Source organism: Actinoallomurus vinaceus (genome assembly GCF_039542055.1).
Classification (GTDB): domain Bacteria; phylum Actinomycetota; class Actinomycetes; order Streptosporangiales; family Streptosporangiaceae; genus Actinoallomurus; species Actinoallomurus vinaceus.
Window position 1 is genome coordinate 385,051 of the sequence record NZ_BAABHK010000008.1, and the last position, 15,839, is coordinate 400,889.

Annotated in this window: 13 protein-coding genes; 6 read left to right on the plus strand and 7 right to left on the minus strand. The window is 71.9% G+C overall.

Going from position 1 to position 15,839, the window contains the following annotated elements; genetic code table 11:
* Nucleotides 1-202 precede the first annotated feature (202 nt).
* On the plus strand, nucleotides 203-1,927 hold the full coding sequence (locus ABEA24_RS28485; RefSeq protein WP_345434218.1) for a serine/threonine-protein kinase: 1,725 nt from the start codon (nucleotides 203-205) through the stop codon (nucleotides 1,925-1,927).
* A 39-nt stretch (nucleotides 1,928-1,966) separates the two neighbouring features.
* On the opposite strand, the gene ABEA24_RS28490 is transcribed toward ABEA24_RS28485, so the two are convergent.
* Nucleotides 1,967-3,454, minus strand: coding sequence for a nitrilase-related carbon-nitrogen hydrolase (locus ABEA24_RS28490; protein WP_345434219.1), 1,488 nt, complete (start codon nucleotides 3,452-3,454; stop codon nucleotides 1,967-1,969).
* Nucleotides 3,455-3,657: 203 nt separating this feature from the next.
* Between ABEA24_RS28490 and ABEA24_RS28495 the strand changes: the two genes are divergently transcribed.
* Both ABEA24_RS28495 and ABEA24_RS28500 read left to right on the plus strand, forming a co-directional pair.
* Entirely contained in the window at nucleotides 3,658-4,812 is a 1,155-nt protein-coding gene (locus ABEA24_RS28495) for a sensor histidine kinase (protein ID WP_345434220.1), read from the plus strand.
* 4 nt (nucleotides 4,813-4,816) lie between these two features.
* The gene (locus ABEA24_RS28500) at nucleotides 4,817-5,479 is read left to right on the plus strand and encodes a response regulator (protein ID WP_345434221.1); all 663 of its coding nucleotides are present in this window, start codon (nucleotides 4,817-4,819) and stop codon (nucleotides 5,477-5,479) included.
* Between the two features lie 13 nt (nucleotides 5,480-5,492).
* Here the strand turns inward: ABEA24_RS28500 and ABEA24_RS28505 are convergent, their stop codons facing one another.
* The 4 genes from ABEA24_RS28505 to ABEA24_RS28520 all read right to left on the minus strand — a co-directional run bounded on the left by ABEA24_RS28505 (nucleotide 5,493) and on the right by ABEA24_RS28520 (nucleotide 9,235).
* Entirely contained in the window at nucleotides 5,493-6,122 is a 630-nt protein-coding gene (locus ABEA24_RS28505) for a DUF4189 domain-containing protein (protein ID WP_345434222.1), read from the minus strand.
* 116 nt (nucleotides 6,123-6,238) lie between these two features.
* Nucleotides 6,239-7,696 (minus strand): MFS transporter, encoded by a 1,458-nt coding sequence (locus tag ABEA24_RS28510; RefSeq protein ID WP_345434223.1) that lies wholly within the window; start codon nucleotides 7,694-7,696, stop codon nucleotides 6,239-6,241.
* Nucleotides 7,693-8,292, minus strand: coding sequence for a TetR/AcrR family transcriptional regulator (locus ABEA24_RS28515; protein ID WP_345434313.1), 600 nt, complete (start codon nucleotides 8,290-8,292; stop codon nucleotides 7,693-7,695). The genes ABEA24_RS28510 and ABEA24_RS28515 overlap by 4 nt, the downstream gene beginning before the upstream one ends.
* A gap of 37 nt (nucleotides 8,293-8,329) precedes the next feature.
* Entirely contained in the window at nucleotides 8,330-9,235 is a 906-nt protein-coding gene (locus tag ABEA24_RS28520; protein WP_345434224.1) for a LysR family transcriptional regulator, read from the minus strand.
* Between the two features lie 89 nt (nucleotides 9,236-9,324).
* On the opposite strand from ABEA24_RS28520, the gene ABEA24_RS28525 reads away from it, so the two are divergent.
* Complete coding sequence (locus ABEA24_RS28525) at nucleotides 9,325-10,566, plus strand: MFS transporter (RefSeq protein ID WP_345434225.1); 1,242 nt, start codon at nucleotides 9,325-9,327, stop codon at nucleotides 10,564-10,566.
* A gap of 2 nt (nucleotides 10,567-10,568) precedes the next feature.
* On the plus strand, nucleotides 10,569-11,453 hold the full coding sequence (locus ABEA24_RS28530; RefSeq protein ID WP_345434226.1) for an NmrA family NAD(P)-binding protein: 885 nt from the start codon (nucleotides 10,569-10,571) through the stop codon (nucleotides 11,451-11,453).
* Between the two features lie 111 nt (nucleotides 11,454-11,564).
* Here the strand turns inward: ABEA24_RS28530 and ABEA24_RS28535 are convergent, their stop codons facing one another.
* Nucleotides 11,565-12,320 carry a hypothetical protein gene (locus tag ABEA24_RS28535; protein WP_345434227.1) on the minus strand — a complete coding sequence of 252 codons (756 nt, stop codon included), beginning with the start codon at nucleotides 12,318-12,320 and terminating at the stop codon, nucleotides 11,565-11,567.
* 224 nt (nucleotides 12,321-12,544) lie between these two features.
* Between ABEA24_RS28535 and ABEA24_RS28540 the strand changes: the two genes are divergently transcribed.
* Nucleotides 12,545-14,863: an MFS transporter gene (locus ABEA24_RS28540; RefSeq protein WP_345434228.1), complete on the plus strand. Its 2,319-nt coding sequence runs from the start codon at nucleotides 12,545-12,547 to the stop codon at nucleotides 14,861-14,863.
* Between the two features lie 102 nt (nucleotides 14,864-14,965).
* Here the strand turns inward: ABEA24_RS28540 and ABEA24_RS28545 are convergent, their stop codons facing one another.
* Nucleotides 14,966-15,808 (minus strand): YceI family protein, encoded by an 843-nt coding sequence (locus tag ABEA24_RS28545; protein WP_345434229.1) that lies wholly within the window; start codon nucleotides 15,806-15,808, stop codon nucleotides 14,966-14,968.
* Nucleotides 15,809-15,839 lie beyond the last annotated feature (31 nt).

Consider the following 15,839-nt stretch of genomic DNA (forward strand, 5'->3'; position numbering starts at 1 on the left):
GGGTGCCGAACTCGGTAGGGCACATGGCGAAGATAGTCACAGGACGCATCGCGCGATCAACGGGGCAGGCGTGATGGCGCTCCGGCCCTGCGCACCTCTTGCGGCCGTAGATCAAATCTTGACAGCGCTGCGACGTCGCGGCATCGTGGCGATCAAGCTAAAAGAACACGACTGTCTGTACTAGGCCGTAGAGGGTGCGCAGGTGTCCAGCGACAGGCTGAAGCAGCTCCAGCCGGGTGACCCGAAGCGAGTCGGTCAGTACCGGTTGCTGGCCCGGCTGGGCGCCGGCGGGATGGGGCGGGTCTACCTGGGCCGCTCGCAGGGCGGACGTACGGTCGCGGTCAAGGTGATCCACCCGAGCTTCGCCGAGGACCCGCGGTTCCGGCGCCGGTTCAGGCAGGAGGTCGCGGCGGCGCGGCGCGTCGGGGGCTTTCACACCGCGCACGTGGTGGACGCCGATCCCGAGGCCGATCCGCCGTGGCTCGTGACGGAGTACATCGCCGGTCCGTCGTTGCAGGAGGCCGTCGACGACCACGGCGCGCTGCCCGAACCGTCGGTGGCGGCGCTCGGCGCGGGTCTGGCCGAGGGGCTGACGGCGATCCACGCCCACGACGTGATCCACCGGGACCTCAAACCCGGCAACGTGCTGCTCGCCACGGACGGGCCCCGGATCATCGACTTCGGCATCGCCCGCGCGCTGGACGGCACCTCGCAGACCACCCGCACCAGCCTGGTCGGCACGCCCGGGTACATGTCGCCCGAGCAGTACCGGGGCCGCGAGGTCGGGCCGGCCAGCGACGTGTTCTGCCTGGCCGCCGTGCTGGCCTTCGCCGCCACCGGCAGACGGCCGTTCGGCGAGGGTCCGGGCGAAGCCCTCGGCTACCGCGTCGTCAATGAGGACCCGGACCTGACGGGCGTGCCGGCGTCGCTGCTCCCGCTGGTCGCGGCCGGACTGGAGAAGGACCCGGACGACCGGCCCGGCGTCGAAGAATTCCTCGACCGCTGTTCACGGTTGGCGGCGGGCCGGGGACTGTCGCTGCCCACGCCCGTCACCACGATGATCGCCACCCGGGTGGCCGAGACCGATGCCCTGACCGCCCCGCCGGAGGCCACCAAAGCGGATTTCGCCGAGAAGGCACCCCTGCCGCAGGGCCCACCCCACGTCCCACCGCAGGCCCCGCCGTGGCCGCAGCGTCCCCCGGCACCTCCGTACCCGCCGCCGGCTCCCTCGGGCGGACCGCCGGCGCAGACCTCGTTCGGCATCGGGGCGGCCGCGGTCGTGGGCGCCCTGCTGATCGTCGCGGCCATCTGGTTCATCGCCGACCACAAGGGCAGGACCGCGGCAGCCGGTTCCGGGATCGCCTCGGCGACCGCGTCGCCGACGTCCGGCGCCGGGTCGGAGAGCCCTACCTCCGACCCGACCTCGTCCGCCGACCCCACGCCGACCCCCGATCCTTCCCTCGAGGCGTTCGAGGCCATCTCGGCCGGCGACTGCCTGGACGCGTACATGGACCCGTACGAGTTCGACGACTGGAGCGAGCACCTGCCGAGCGCGGTCGACTGCGACCGGACGGACGCGTACCTGAGGGTGACCAGGGTGCTGGACGACGACGGCGGCGACTGCGATGCCAAGGCCCTGGACGGGGAATCGACGTGGAGCTACGTCGGCGGAGGGAAGACGATCCGCCTCTGCCTGGAACGCCAGTTGCGCGTGGGCGAATGCTTCCTGGGCCTGAAAGGCTCGCAGAAGGGGAGGATCGCCATCAACAACCACGGCCTGATGACCTCGTGGGGATGCGACAAGAGCACCGTTCCCAAGGCTTTCGACTACATCCTCCAGGTCACCGGCCTCACCAACGGTGACTGCCCCTCCGACTCCCGTTCCTGGGACTTCCGCGGCGGCAACCTCTGCGCCAAGGTCACCTGAGGACCTCGGCGCCGAGGCCGACACGACCGCTGCTGAGGACTACCGCGTCATCGACGGGTCCGGCGCGGTGACGCGTGCGGGCGGCGGCCGGCGGGGGCCCGCCGCACGCCGGGTTCGGGCGAGGGACACGAGTCCGGACAAGAACAGGAGGGCGCAGGCCCAGGCGAACCAGTCGCCGAACCTCGTGTACGCCGTACGGGCCGAGCGGGTGGGCAGCGCGGTGACGACGGAGACGAACGGAGCGTCCGCGCTGTGCGCCTCGGCCCGGATCCGGCCGTGTGCGTCGCTCACGACCAGATCGCCGTTCCGCGCCGCGCGCGCCACGGTCATCCCGTTCTCGACTCCCCGGGTCACCGCCATCCTGCCGTGCAGCCAGCGGTCCCGGTCGAAGTCCCAGGCGGGCACGAAGAGCGTGGTCGCGCCGCTCTTGCGGTAGTCGCGCACCAGGCCGGGCAGGTCCAGGTCGAAGCAGATGGCGATCCCCCAGCGGGTGCCCGAACCCGGCACGAACGCCTGCCGGGTCCCGGGTTCGAAGTCGCTCTCCAGCCCCGGGATGAGATGGTGCTTGAAATACTCGACCGGCCGGCTCCCGTCCGCGGGGAGGTCGATGGCCGTGTTGTGGAGGGCACCGGCCCGCTTGAGGATCAGCCCGGCGATGATGTCGACGTGCTGCTCGGCCGCGAGCCGTGCCAGGGGTTTCGTCAGGGCCGGCAGCGTCGCGTCGTCGGCGATGAACGCCTTCTCCGGCATGACCACGACCCGCGCGCCGCGCGCGGCGACGTCCGGGATGCGCGCCGTGTACCGCCCGAGAAGGGCACGTCCCTCTGGCGAGCCGACCGGGACCCAGCCGTCCCGGTCGGTCACGAGCAGCGCCACCTTCTCGGCGCCTTCGCCGTCCGGCGTGCGCAGCCGCCAGGCGCCGTAGCCGACCGCCAGGGCCAGGACGACCACGGCGGTGACCGCCACCCGCAACCGCCCGGCCGCCTTCGGCGCGAGGAGCACGGCGGCGGCCGCGGGAGCCCCGAGGAGCAGGAAGGTGATCCCCCACGGTCCGGTGAGGGAGGCGGTCTGCAGGATGGGAAGGACGTCGGCCTGGGTGTAGGCCAGGCTCCACCACGCTCCGTTCGGCGACACCACCGAGAGCGCGTACTCGATGGCGACCCAGGCGGCCGGCACGGCGGCGACGGCCGTCAGCGGACGCCTCCTCAGCATCAGCGCCCGTGCCAGGAGGACGATCGCCCCGAACAGCAGCGCCGACCCGACGAGTACCGAGACGGCCAGGGGCGGCGGGACCCGCACCGTGTTCAGGAAGTAGCCCCACATCGTCGTCTCGCCGCCGAGCCACGCGGCCGACGCCGCGAGGAACGCGGTCCGAGCGCCGACGCGGGGAGCGAGGACGAGCACCGGCAGCGGTGCGAGCCAGGTGAGCCAGGGCACCGGTCTGAGCCCGGTGCCGAAGTGGAACAGCGTCGCCGACAGTGCGGTCGCGGCGAGCGCCACGGCGAGACGTCGAATCGGTGAGTTCATCGTGCGGCCTCCTTCTTCAGCCGCCCCGACGGTGCAGGACCCGGGCCTGGACGCACATCGCCGACGGGAGCGATCCGCGCACCGGCCGCACGGACCGGGACCGCTCGGAGATTCGTCGCACCGGGGCTCACTCGAAGGAGTGAGACGGCCATCGGCCGGGCGGCGGAGGCGACCGCGGATGCCGCGCGCCTAGTCTTTCCGGGTTGCCGTTCACAACCCCGGAGCCGGTCATGCGGGCGAACATCCTCAACCCATCAAGGGCCGACGTCGCGATCGCCGTCGTGGTCACCGTGATGACGGTGACGCCCACGATCGTCCCGTCCCGGCAGCCGTGGTGGTTCGTGGTGCTCGCCGTGCTGATGTCGGTGCCGGTGCTGTGGCGGCGCCGCGCCATCCTGTCCGCCGGGGCGGTCGTGGGCTCCGCGACGACGGTCCTGGCGATCGCGGCGAAGTCGCTGCCGCACTCCCCGGCTCTGCTGCTGCCGTACGGCGTGCTCGTGTGCACCTTTACGTTCGCGGCGGCGGACGTCTCCCCGGTACGGCGAGCCGGGGGCATCGCGGGCCTCGCCGTCGGCGTGGCCGTGTCGCTCATCGTCCCGCACGAGGATCTGGAGACCTACCGCTACCTCGTCACCGCGATCGTCGCCGCGTACGCCCTCGGCATCGGGGCGCGGGCCCGGCGGTCCGCCCAGAACGCCGAACGGGAGCGCGAAGCTCGCATCCGTGAGGAACGCGCCGCCGCGGTCGAACGCGAACGCACCCGGATCGCCCGCGACATGCACGACATCGTGACCCACTCGGTCGGCCTCATGGTGATCCAGGCAGAGACCGGCCCGCTGGTCGTACGCGATCGCCCGGAGAAGGCCGAGGCGGTCTTCGAGGCGATCGCGGAGGCCGGGCGGGACGCGGTCGGCCAGCTCCGACTGATCCTCGGCGCGCTGCGCGGAAGCGAGGCACCCGACGGCCGGGCTCCGGCACGGGGACCGCAGCCCGGGCTCGACGCCCTGCCCGGCCTGCTGGACAACGCCCGCCGGGCGGGCCTGGACGCCTCCACCGACGTGCAGGGCGCGCCGCGGCGCCTTCCCTCCGACGTGGACATCGCCGCGTACCGGATCGTCCAGGAGGCGCTGACCAACACGATCCGGCACGCGGGAGCGAGGACCGTCCGCGTACGGCTCCGCTGGTCCGGTGAGACCCTGGAGATCGAGGTCGCCGACGACGGCCGGGGCGCGCGGGAGCTACGGGAAGGACACGGCATGATCGGGATGCGCGAGCGGGTCACGGCCTGCGGCGGCCGGCTGGCCGTCCGGCAGGGGAACCCGGGCTTCACCCTCACCGCGACCCTGCCGATCGGGTGACGGGATGCTGCGCGTGCTCGTCGCCGACGACCAGGACCTGTTCCGCGGTGGCTTCTCGATGATCCTCAATGCCCATGACGACATCACGGTGGTCGGTGAGGCGGCCCACGGCGCCGAGGCCGTCGCCAAGGCGGTCGAGCTGGAGCCGGATCTGGTCCTCATGGACATTCGGATGCCGGGCGTGGACGGAGTCGAGGCCACCGCGCAGGTGTGCCGCAGGACGGACGCCAAGGTCCTCGTCCTGACGATGTACGACGTCGACGAGTACGTCTACGACGCCCTGCGCGCCGGGGCCAGCGGATTCCTGCTCAAAGACGTGCGGCGCGACGACCTCGTACGCTCGGTCCACCTGGTCGCCGAGGGAGAGTCGCTGCTGGCCCCGGCGATCACCCGGCGCCTGATCGCCGAATACGTCGGGCGGGGGCAGGCCCGGCCCCGGCTACGGCAGCGCCTCGGCGAGCTGACCGATCGGGAGATGGACACGCTGCGGCTGCTCGCGCGCGGCCGGTCCAACGCCGAGATCGCGGCGGATCTCGTGGTCACCGAGCACACGGTGAAGACCCACGTCAGCAACCTGCTGACGAAGCTGGACCTGCGCGACCGGGCCCAGGCCGTCGTCTTCGCGTACGAGTCCGGCCTGGTGGTCCCCGGCGACCACGAACCCTGATCGGTCCGACTTCCTACCGGGTGGTGCACACCCAGGTCGTCCAGCGGCCGCCGCCCGCGTTGGATATGGCGTTCCTCTCGGCTTCGCTCCGTGTGTCGCCGTGACCGCCCCAGTACCTGTTGGTGCGGGAGTTGTAGGCGATGGCACCGCAGCCGTTGACGAAAGTCGTGAGGACCTTGCAACTGGAGCGGGGGCACTCATTCATCGCTCGCCGCTGGGCGGTGGACGCAGAGCTGTAGTCCCAGGACTTGCCGACGCTGCCGTCGCTCGCCACGGCGATGGCTCCCCAGTGCTGCGGCGGCGGTGAGTACGTGTCGGGCGGAGAGTACGGCGTGTAGCTGGGCATCGCCGGCGGGCTGTAGCTGTAGCCGGGCGACGTCGGGCTGTCCGACACCGTTGGCATCGAGACCACCGACCTGTGTCCCGAGTCGCTGAGGATGTACCCGAACAACAGGACGGCGCCGCCGCCGACCAGCAGCACGAAGGCCGCGGCGACGACGATGATGATGACCGCCGCGTTGTTGTTCGGCCGCCGCGGGGGCGGTGGCCCCCATCCCGGGGGGCCCATCGGTGGTCCGGGCGGGCCGGGCGGAGGCCCGTAGGCGGGCGGTTGGGCGCCGTACGGCGGCTGCGGGGGTTGCACGGTCACTCCCCAGATGCGTCAGTATCCGGAACGTAAGATCGTATCGGTTGCCTCATCACTTTGAAGCAGGGCTAGGACGTCATTTCCGGCAAGTCGGTTCCGCGTCGCGGACGCTCCTATGTGGTGAGCCGATCGAGCGGGTCGTCCGCCGGCTGCGCGGGACGGCGGGGGGCGGTGCCTGACCGCGTGGGCAGGAGCAGGGCGGGGAACAGCCCGAGTGCGGTGACCGCGGCCAATCCCAGCAGTGCTGGTTGTGTCGCCTGGGCGGACGCCGTCCGCAGCGCGGAAGAGCCTGGGCCCAGGAATCCCTTCGCCTGCATCAGGGTGGCCGCGATCGCGATGCCGAGGGTCGGGCCGAGGTTCGTGGCGGTCTGCTTGAGCCCGCCGACGACTCCGGCGTACCCGGCAGGGGCGTCGCCGACGACGGTCCCGGTGGCGGTGACCATCACGGCGGCGAAGCCGGCGCCCAGCAGCGCGAAGCACGTGCCGCTCGCGGCCCAGGCGTCGGTCGAGGTCAGACGGGACATGCCGAGGACGCCGAGGGCCATCAGGACCGAGCCGATTCCGGCGGTCCGGCGCGGCCCGTACCGGCGCAGCGCGACGCCGACCAGTGGCGCGCCGAGGACCATGAGCACCGTCAGCGGCAGGACGCGCAGCCCCGCCGACAGGGGACTGAGGCCCTGCAGGTCCTGGAGCAGGAACGTCGCCGTGAACAGGGCTCCGAACATGCCGCCGGTGGTGAGGAGGAGAAGCGCGACGGCGGCCATCACCGGGACCGAGCGCGCCACCGCGGGCGGCACGATCGGCTGGGCGGCGCGGCGACCGCGCTCGACCATGAGGACCGCGCCGGCCGCGGTGCAGAGCAGGCCCGCCAGGGTCGGCGCGCCGGTCCAGCCGTGCGTGGGCACGCCGACCAGGGTGTACACCAGGACGGCCGGCACACTCGCGACCAGCGCCGCGCCCACGACATCGAGCCGCTCCGGTCGGCGGCGTGCGGATTCCCGCCGCGCCGGTGCGGGCACCCGCACCGCCATGGCGAACGCGGCGATCACCAGCCCGACGGGCAGATTGACCACGAACACGCTGCGCCAGCCCAGCTGCGCCACCAGCACACCGCCGAGCACCGGCCCGGTCGCGGCGGCCACCCCGATGGCGCTGGTACGGACGGCGACCGCCGTGCCGAGCCGGTCCGCCGGGAAGGTCAGGCGCAGCAACGCCAGCGTCGCCGGTTGAAGCAGGGCACCGAACACGCCCTGCGCCACGCGCAAGCCGATCACCCAGCCGATGCCCGGCGCGAGCGCGATCCCGGCCGAGGCCCCCGCGAAACCGACCAGGCCGTACAGCAGCAGCCGCTGATGGCCGTACCGGTCGCCCAGGCGTCCGGCGACGACCAGCAACGCGGCCACGGCGAGCAGGTAGCCGGTACTGGTCCACTGCGTCTGCGTCACACTGGCGCCGAGGTCCTGCCGGACGCTGGGCTGGGCCACGACCAGCACCGTGCCGTCCAAGGCGACCAGCATCGCGCCCGCCGCGCTGACCGCCAGGACCAGGCGTCGCCGTACCCCGCCGCTCACGCCGCCGCCTCGCCCAGATGGGCGTCGATGACCGCGCCGATGAGCTGGTCGAGCCGGTCGCCGGGCTGCGGCGAGTCGTCCTCGCCCAGCGCCAGCCCGATGCTGCCCCACCCCCACAACTGGGTCAGGCCGTGCACGTTCGCCCACAGCGCGACCGCGGTCACCGCCGCCGGGACGTCCGGCCGGCCCCCGTCCTCCTGCTCCCGGCAGCGGGTGACGAGCTCCACGATCCGGCCGAACAGCGGCAGGCTCGCCTCCCGCAACTGGGGCCGGCCGGCCGCGCGCGCCTGCCCACGCAGCAGATCGTGCCGGAACATCAGCTCGAACATGCCGGGACGCTCCTGGGCGTACCGCACATACGCGCAGGCCAGTGCCCGCAACTGCGCGCGCGGCGACGCGGCCTCGTCGGCGGCCTCGGCGAACCGCCCGGCCAGATCGGCGAATCCGCGCCGGGCGATCGCCGACAGCAACGCCTGGTGGGTGGGGAAGTGCCGGCGGGGCGCCCCGTGCGACACCCCGGCCCGGCGGGCGATCTCCCGCAGCCCCAGGGACGCGACGCCCTCGGTCAGCACCAGCTCCACGCCGACATCGACCAGCCGGTCCCAAGCTTGTCGATGTCACCCGAAAAAATGATCAGGACCGGACGCCCGGCGATTCCGAGGACTCCGCTGCCGGGATACCGAGGGCGGACAGGAACGCCGCGGCGGCGGGGGACGGCGGGAAGCGACTCCAGATGAGGTGCTCCATGCGGGCGGGAGCGTCGCGGAGCCGGAGGACGCGCAGATCGGGGAGTTCGGACACGAAGGCGGCGGGCAGCATCCCGATGCCCAGGCCCTGTCGGATCAGGCGAGTCATGAAGTCGACGCTCGTCACTTCGAAGGCGACCTCGCGCCGGACTCCGGCCGCCGTGAACGCCTCGTCCGACTGGCCCCGTGCGGCGGTGCCCGGGGGGAAGTCGACGAACGGTTCATCCGACAGCTGGTGCAGGTCCACACGCTCCTCGTCCGCCAGCGGGTGGTCGGGCGCCACCATGGCGACGAGGTCGCCGCGCGCCAGTTCGCGGCCGCGTACGCCCTTGGGGCGTGCGCCCAGGGGAAGGCCCAGGAAGGCGACGTCCAGGGTGCCCTGGCGCACCCGTTCGATCAGCTCCTCGCTCGCGCCCGAGCGGAGGCTGATCCGCACCTGCCGATGCCGCAGGTGGAACTGTTTCAGCTCGGCCGGCAGATCGACCGCCGTGACGGTGGGGATGGCACCGATGGCGAGCCGGCCGCGGATCTCGCCGACGGCGGCCGCCACCTCGACGTGGGCTCGTTCGGCGGCGTCGAGAGCCTGGCGGGCCGCGGGGAGGAACGCCTCACCGGCGGGCGTCAGCCGGACGCGGCGGCTGGTGCGGTCGAACAGTTTGGCGCCCAGCTCACGTTCCAGGCGGGCGATCTGGTGGCTCAGCGCGGACTGGACGACCAGGCACTGCTCGGCGGCGCGGGTGAAGTTCCTCGTCTCCGCGACGGCGACGACGTAGCGCATTTGCTGCAGCTCCATGGATCAATCGTGATACACGATCGATGTCGATGACAAACATGCGTTGGACTCATTGATCTCCCGTCGCCGAGGCTGGGGCCATGACGGCGATGAGACCTCACACGGATGGCGGCCTGTCGCGCGGTCTGCTGCTGCTCATGTCGGCGGCGACCGGGCTGGCGGTCGCGGGTAACTACTTCGCGCAGCCGCTGCTCGACCTGATCGGCCGGGAACTGGGGATCGGGCCGTCGCGGGCGGCGCTGCTGGTCACGGCCGCGCAGGCCGGGTACGCACTGGGGCTGATCCTGCTGGTGCCGCTCGGCGACCTGGTGGAGCGGCGGCGGCTCGCCGTGTCGCTCTACGCGGCGACCGCGGTGTTCCTGCTGGTGTCGGCTACCGCCACCAACGGCACGGTGCTCCTGGCCAGTACGGCCCTGACCGCGCTGACCTCGGTGGGAGCGCAGGTCGTGGTGCCGTTCGCGGCGACGCTGGCGGCCCCGGCCGAGCGTGGCCGGGTGGTCGGCACGGTGATGACCGGGCTGATGCTCGGCCTGTTGCTGGCGCGTACCGCGTCCGGAGCACTGTCGGGGCTGGGCGGGTGGCGGACGGTCTACTGGGTGGGCGCGGTCCTGATGGCACTGATGGCCGTGCTGCTGCGCACCTTCCTGCCCCGGCTCGGCGGAGACGGCGGACGCCGGTCGTACCTTGGTCTGCTGCGCTCGACGGTCGCCATGTTCCGGTACGAGCCGTTGTTGCGGTGGCGGGCGGGCATCTGCGCGTTGAGCCTCGCCTCGTTCAGCGTGCTGTGGACGGCGCTGACCTTCCTGCTGGTGCGGCCGCCGTACGGCTGGTCGGAGTCGGCCATCGGCCTCTTCGGGCTGGTCGGTGCCGTGGGTGCGCTGACCGCCACGGTGGCGGGGCGGCTGGCCGACCGCGGGTGGGTGCAGATCGTGACCGGCGCCGGGACGGTCCTGCTGGTGGCGTCCTGGGCGGAGATCGCGGCGGGGGAGCGCTCGCCGGTCTGGCTGCTCGTCGGCGTGATCGTGCTGGACCTGGCGCATCAGGCGGTGCTGAACAGCAGCCAGAACGTCCTCTACGCGCTCCGGCCCGAGGCCCGCAACCGGATCAACTCCGCCTTCATGACCTCCCTTTTCGTCGGCGGCGCGGTGGGGTCCGCGCTGGCCTCCGTGGTCTGGGTGCACGGCGGCTGGACCGGCGTGTGCGTCCTGGGCGCCACCCTCTCGGCCGGGACCGTCGTGCTCTGGGTCCTGGAGCGCATCACCGTCAAGCGGGCGGCACCCGGCATCGTCCGTGACCTGGTCCGTATCCCCGCTACCACCGAAGGAGAATGAGCGTGTCGCGCACCGTGCTGATCACCGGAGCCACCGGAACCGTGTCCACCGCGCTGATCAATGCGCTGGACGGGACCGAGGTGGACCTTCGCGCTCTCGTCCGCGACGAGTCCAGAGCCGACGGCCCGCGCGAGCGGGGCGTCGAGGTCTTCGTCGGCGACCTCGATGACGCTCGGTCGCTGCCGCCCGCCTTCGAGGGCGTGCAGGACGTGTGGCTGCTCACCCCGAACGGCCCGCGCGCTCCGGAGAACAACATGAACGCCGTGTGGGCCGCACGCCAGGCCGGCGTGGAGCGCGTCGTGCGCCTGTCCGTCGTCGGCGCGGCACACGACGCGCCGAACCGCAGCGGCAGGCTGCACGCGCTGTCCGACCGGGAGACCGAACGGTGCGGCATGCGCTGGACGGTCCTGCGGCCGCACTGGTTCATGCAGAACCTGCTGAACGAGGTGGGCGACATCTCCGGCACCGGCACGTTCTCGCTGAACATGGCCTCGGCGCGGATCGGCATGATCGACGTACGCGACATCGCCGAGTGCGCCGCCCGCGTGTTCCTCGACGACCCGGACCGCCACCACGGCGAGACGTACACCCTCACCGGTCCGCGCTCGCTGACGTTCGACGAGGTCGCCGGCCAATTGAGCCTCGCTCTCGGCCGGTCCGTCACGTACCTGCCGATCGGCGACGACGCCAGGCGCAAGACCCTGCTCGGCCACGGCGTTCCGAACTGGATCGTCGACATGCTCGAGGAGTACGCGCAGGCGTACGCCTCCGGCTGGGGAGACCTCACCACCGAGACGGTCGCCGACCTTCTCGGCCATCCCCCACGCGACATCGCCGACTTCGTCCGCGACCACGCCGCGGCGTTCACAGAGGAGGGCATCAAGTGATGCATCACCGATGACGGCAGGGTCACCGGCAGCACCGTGTCCGTGGGGAAGGGCCCGCACCTCGCCTGGCGCCGTACCGGCGGATAGCGCCGGACGAGTCCGGCGCCTCCGTCACTGCGGGCGGGTCAGCCGGACGTATCCGTACGGGTTGAAGGACAGGTCGTCATAGTCGGAGCCGTCGTATTCGCCGGTGCGCAGCAACCAGCGGGGGGCGTCTTCGGTCATCCGGAAGCCGGCGCCGTCCTCGATCTCCTCCGCGCGCGGATCGGTCAGCAGGTACACCGCCAGCGCGTCCAGGTGCTCGACCAGATCGGGCAGACCGTCCTCGGTCAGCTGCTCTTCGTCGACCTCGATCTCCACCTCGGGGGCGCCGAGCAGGTGCATGCCGCAGCTGTAGAGCACCTGCCCGTCGTAGATCGGCCGGTTCACCCAGGCGGCGACGAGCGCGTCGGCCAGGTCTTCGTCCTCGGCGCCGGCCGCTCGGTCGGCCAGGGCGAGCCAGCGGTCCCGGCCGTGCGCGATCCCACTGCCCTCGTTCTTCACCGCGGTGGCGCCGGACCGGAGGAGAGCGGCCGTCGCCGCCAGCAGCCGCCGCGAAGTGTCGGCGGCCAGTTCGCGCATCATCGGCGCGGACAGCAGGTAGCCGACGGTGTCGTGGGACTCCACGGCGGCCCAGTCCGACTCGTCGAACGAGGCCTCTGCCTTACTGGCCTCGAACGCCTTCGGCATCCGAGGATCGGGTTCGGTCTCGGAGTACTCGCGGTCGAGCACGAAACCGCCGAAGTCGGCGGCGACCCGTTCGATCTCCGAAAGGTCCAGCCCAGAGCCGAGTACGCACAGCACATGCCGAGGAACCGCGTCGATCATCCCGCCACGTTATCGACCACCACCGCCGTTCCGCGCCGATTCCCCGACACCCAGGCCGCCGGCATCACGGCCGGCCCGTGACCTGCCCCACAAACGGGACGACGGCGATCGAAACGATTGAGTTCCGCGGTGAGGTTGCCTACTTTGCTGTACGAAACCGTTTCGGACTTTTTTGGCTGCTGACGAACAACTGAGCCGTCCGAGCCACACGAGGGGGAAGTCCCATGTCATCCACCCGGGTCGACGCCGTCTCGGCCGGGCCGTCCGTCCAGACCCACCCGCACGCGAAGCACCGCTGGTGGGCGCTGGCCGTGATAGGCCTGGCCCAGTTGATGGTGGTGCTCGACGCGACGATCGTGAACATCGCGCTGCCGTCCGCCCAGAAGGCCCTGGAGTTCGACAACACCGGGCGGCAGTGGATCGTCACCGCGTACTCCCTGGCCTTCGGCAGTCTGCTGCTGCTCGGCGGGCGGCTCGCCGACCTCTTCGGCCGCAAGACGACCTTCATCATCGGCATCGTCGGCTTCGCCGCCGCCTCGGCGGTCGGCGGCGCGGCCAACGGCTTCACCATGCTGGTCGTCGCGCGCGCGGTACAGGGCCTGTTCGGCGCCCTGCTGGCTCCGGCGGCGCTCTCCCTGCTCACCACGACGTTCACCGACGCCAGGGAACGTGCCAGGGCGTTCGGCGTATTCGGCGCCATCGCCGGCTCCGGTGCCGCCGTCGGACTGGTCCTCGGCGGCCTGCTCACCGAGTACCTGAACTGGCGCTGGACGCTGTACGTCAACGACATCATCGCGGTTCTCGCGCTGATCGGTGCGATCACCTTCATCAGCCGCTCCGTCCCGACCCACCGGCCGAAGCTGGACGTCCTCGGTGTCCTCCTGGCCTCCGGCGGCCTGTTCGGCATCGTCTACGGCTTCGCCAACGCGGACACGCACTCCTGGCGCAACTGGATGACCTGGGGCTTCCTCGCCGGAGGCGGCGTTCTCCTCGTGGCGTTCTTCCTCCGGCAGCGCTGGGCGAAGCACCCCTTGCTGCCGCTGCGCGTGCTGGCCGACCGCGACCGCGCCGGCGCCCTGTCGACCGTGCTCATCTCGTCCGCCGGGATGTTCGGCGTCTTCCTCTTCCTCACCTATTACCTGCAGGGGACCCTGGGATATTCGCCGGTCAAGAACGGCCTGGCCTTCCTGCCGATGGTGGGTGCGCTGATGGTGATGGCGCAGCTGTCGACCAACTGGCTGGTGCCCAAGATCGGCCCCAAGGTGGTCGTGCCCATCGGCATGCTGCTGGCAGCGAGCGGCATGGTCTGGCTGACCCGTCTCGGCCTGGACAGCGGCTATGTGAAGCATGTGCTTCCGCCGCTGCTGTTGATGGGCGGGGGTATCGGGCTGGCAATGCCCGCGGCCATGAGCTACGCCACCCTGGGCGTGCAGGCGAGCGACCAGGGCGTGGCCTCGGCGGCCGTCAACACCACACAGCAGGTGGGCGGCTCGGTCAGCACCGCGTTGCTCAACACCCTGGCCACCAGCGCCGCCACTCACTACGCGAAGCATCACCCGACCGACCCGCTGGTCAAGGGGAACGCGGCGTTGCACAGCTACTCCACCGCCTACTGGTGGTCGGCAGGCTTCTTCGCCTTCGCCGCGCTCGTCACGGTGCTGTTCTTCCGCCGCAAGAAGAGCGTGATCCGGTCCAGAGCGGCAGCCACGCAGGACTCCTCGGCTCAGACCCACGCGGCGGCCCCCACACAGACCGGCCCCGCGCCCGCGCGCCCGGACACGGCTGGCGCGGGCGTCATCCGCGGGCGGGTACGGGACGGCGCGGGCGCGCCCGTGCCGCGCACCGCGATCACCCTGCTCGACTCGGCGGGCCACCAGGTCGCCCGCGCCACCTCCCGTGAGGACGGCTCGTACGCGGTGGACACCTTCGAGCGCGGTGCCCTCGTCCTCATCGGCTCGGCGCCCGGTCACCAGCCACAGGCCGCCACCCTGACCGTGACCGGCGCACCGATCTCCTACGATCTCGTGATGCTCGCCAATACAGGCGGCGTGGCCGGTACGGTGCGCGGCGGGGACGGCGGTCCCGTGCCCGGCGCCGTGGTGGTGGCCACCGACCAGCGCGGTGAGGTGGCGGCCTCCGCCGTCACCGGAAACGACGGCGGCTACCGGATCGATGACCTGCTTCCGGGCGACTACACCGTCACCGTCAGCGCGCCGGGCCACCGCCCGGCCGCCGAGCCGGCAACCGTGTCGGCCGAGGTGACCCGCTGCGACATCGAGCTTCTCGGCGCGGCGAGCCTGCAGGGGACGGTGCACACCCGGGACGGCCGTGCTCTGGACGACGCCCGGGTCACCCTGTTGGACGCCGCAGGCAACGTCGTCGGGACGCGCACCACCGGAGCCGATGGGAGCTACTCCTTCACCGACCTCGCCGACCGGCAGTACACCGTGATCGCTACCGGCTACCCGCCGGTGGCCACACCGATCACGCTGAGCGGCGGCCAGGACGGTGTCGACATCGTGCTGAGCCACGAAGAGGCATAGGCCCACGGTCGTGCCCGGGGCTCGGACGCGGCCGCGTCCGAGCCCCGGGCGGTTCCGGGCACGTGTTCGTCGCGCCTCCGCCGGACCGGGGCACCTGGGTCATCAGGAGGCGGGCGGCAGTTGTTCGCCCTGGACGGCCTGGATGTCGAGTTCCACCCGTAGGGTCGTGCCGATGGCGGCGATTCCGGCCTGGACGACCTGGTTGTAGTTCATGGCGAAGTCCTCACGCCGCAGTTCGGTGGTGGCGCGGAACGCGGCCCGGACCCCGCCCCAGGGGTCGGGACCGGTGCCGAGGTAGGACAGGTCCAGGTCGACGGAACGGGCCACGCCGTGCAGGGCGAGTTCGCCGTGGACGGTCCAGCGGGCCTCGCCGGCCGCCGGAGTGATGCCCGTACTGCGGTAGGTGATCTTCGGGTGGACATCGACGTCGAGGAAGTCCGGCGAGCACAGGTGGCCGTCGCGCGTCCGGTTGCCCGTGTCGATCGAGGCGGCTTCGATGACCGCCTCGACGCCGGACGACAGCGGGTTCTCGTCGATCTCGATCCGGCCGCCGAACTCCGTGAACCGGCCGTGCACGCTGGTCAGTCCGAGGTGCTGGGCGACCGCACGAACGGTGGAGTGGGCCGGGTCGATCGTCCAGGGGCCGGGCGGCGGGAGGTCGACGCCCCCGACGCGGGCCAGGGTGAGGGAACCGAGGTCGGCGGCGCCTGAGGCGGTCACGATGGCGGTGGAGGCGGCCGGGCCGTATCCGATGGCGGTGACGATCACGGTGTACGTGCCGGGCGCCAGGGCGTCGGTCCTGACCCCGCCTTCCTCGGACGCCGTCTCCCGCAGCACCTGCTGCCCCGTCATGTCGGTGACGGTCAGTACGGCGTGCGGGACGGCCCAGCCGTCCTTGGTGCGGATCCGGGCCCGCAGGCCGCCGCCCGTTCCGGTGGTGCTCATGGTTGCCTTCCCCTCGAAGTCCTGCGATGTG

Bases quoted from the DNA above. Each gene is read 5' to 3' on its own strand.
- ABEA24_RS28500 (WP_345434221.1), top strand. From the start codon at position 4,817: ATGCTGCGCGTGCTCGTCGCCGACGACCAGGACCTGTTCCGCGGTGGC.
- ABEA24_RS28525 (WP_345434225.1), top strand. From the start codon at position 9,325: ATGAGACCTCACACGGATGGCGGCCTGTCGCGCGGTCTGCTGCTGCTC.
- ABEA24_RS28490 (WP_345434219.1), bottom strand. From the start codon at position 3,454: ATGAACTCACCGATTCGACGTCTCGCCGTGGCGCTCGCCGCGACCGCA.
- ABEA24_RS28545 (WP_345434229.1), bottom strand. From the start codon at position 15,808: ATGAGCACCACCGGAACGGGCGGCGGCCTGCGGGCCCGGATCCGCACC.
- ABEA24_RS28540 (WP_345434228.1), top strand. From the start codon at position 12,545: ATGTCATCCACCCGGGTCGACGCCGTCTCGGCCGGGCCGTCCGTCCAG.
- ABEA24_RS28520 (WP_345434224.1), bottom strand. From the start codon at position 9,235: ATGGAGCTGCAGCAAATGCGCTACGTCGTCGCCGTCGCGGAGACGAGG.
- ABEA24_RS28535 (WP_345434227.1), bottom strand. From the start codon at position 12,320: ATGATCGACGCGGTTCCTCGGCATGTGCTGTGCGTACTCGGCTCTGGG.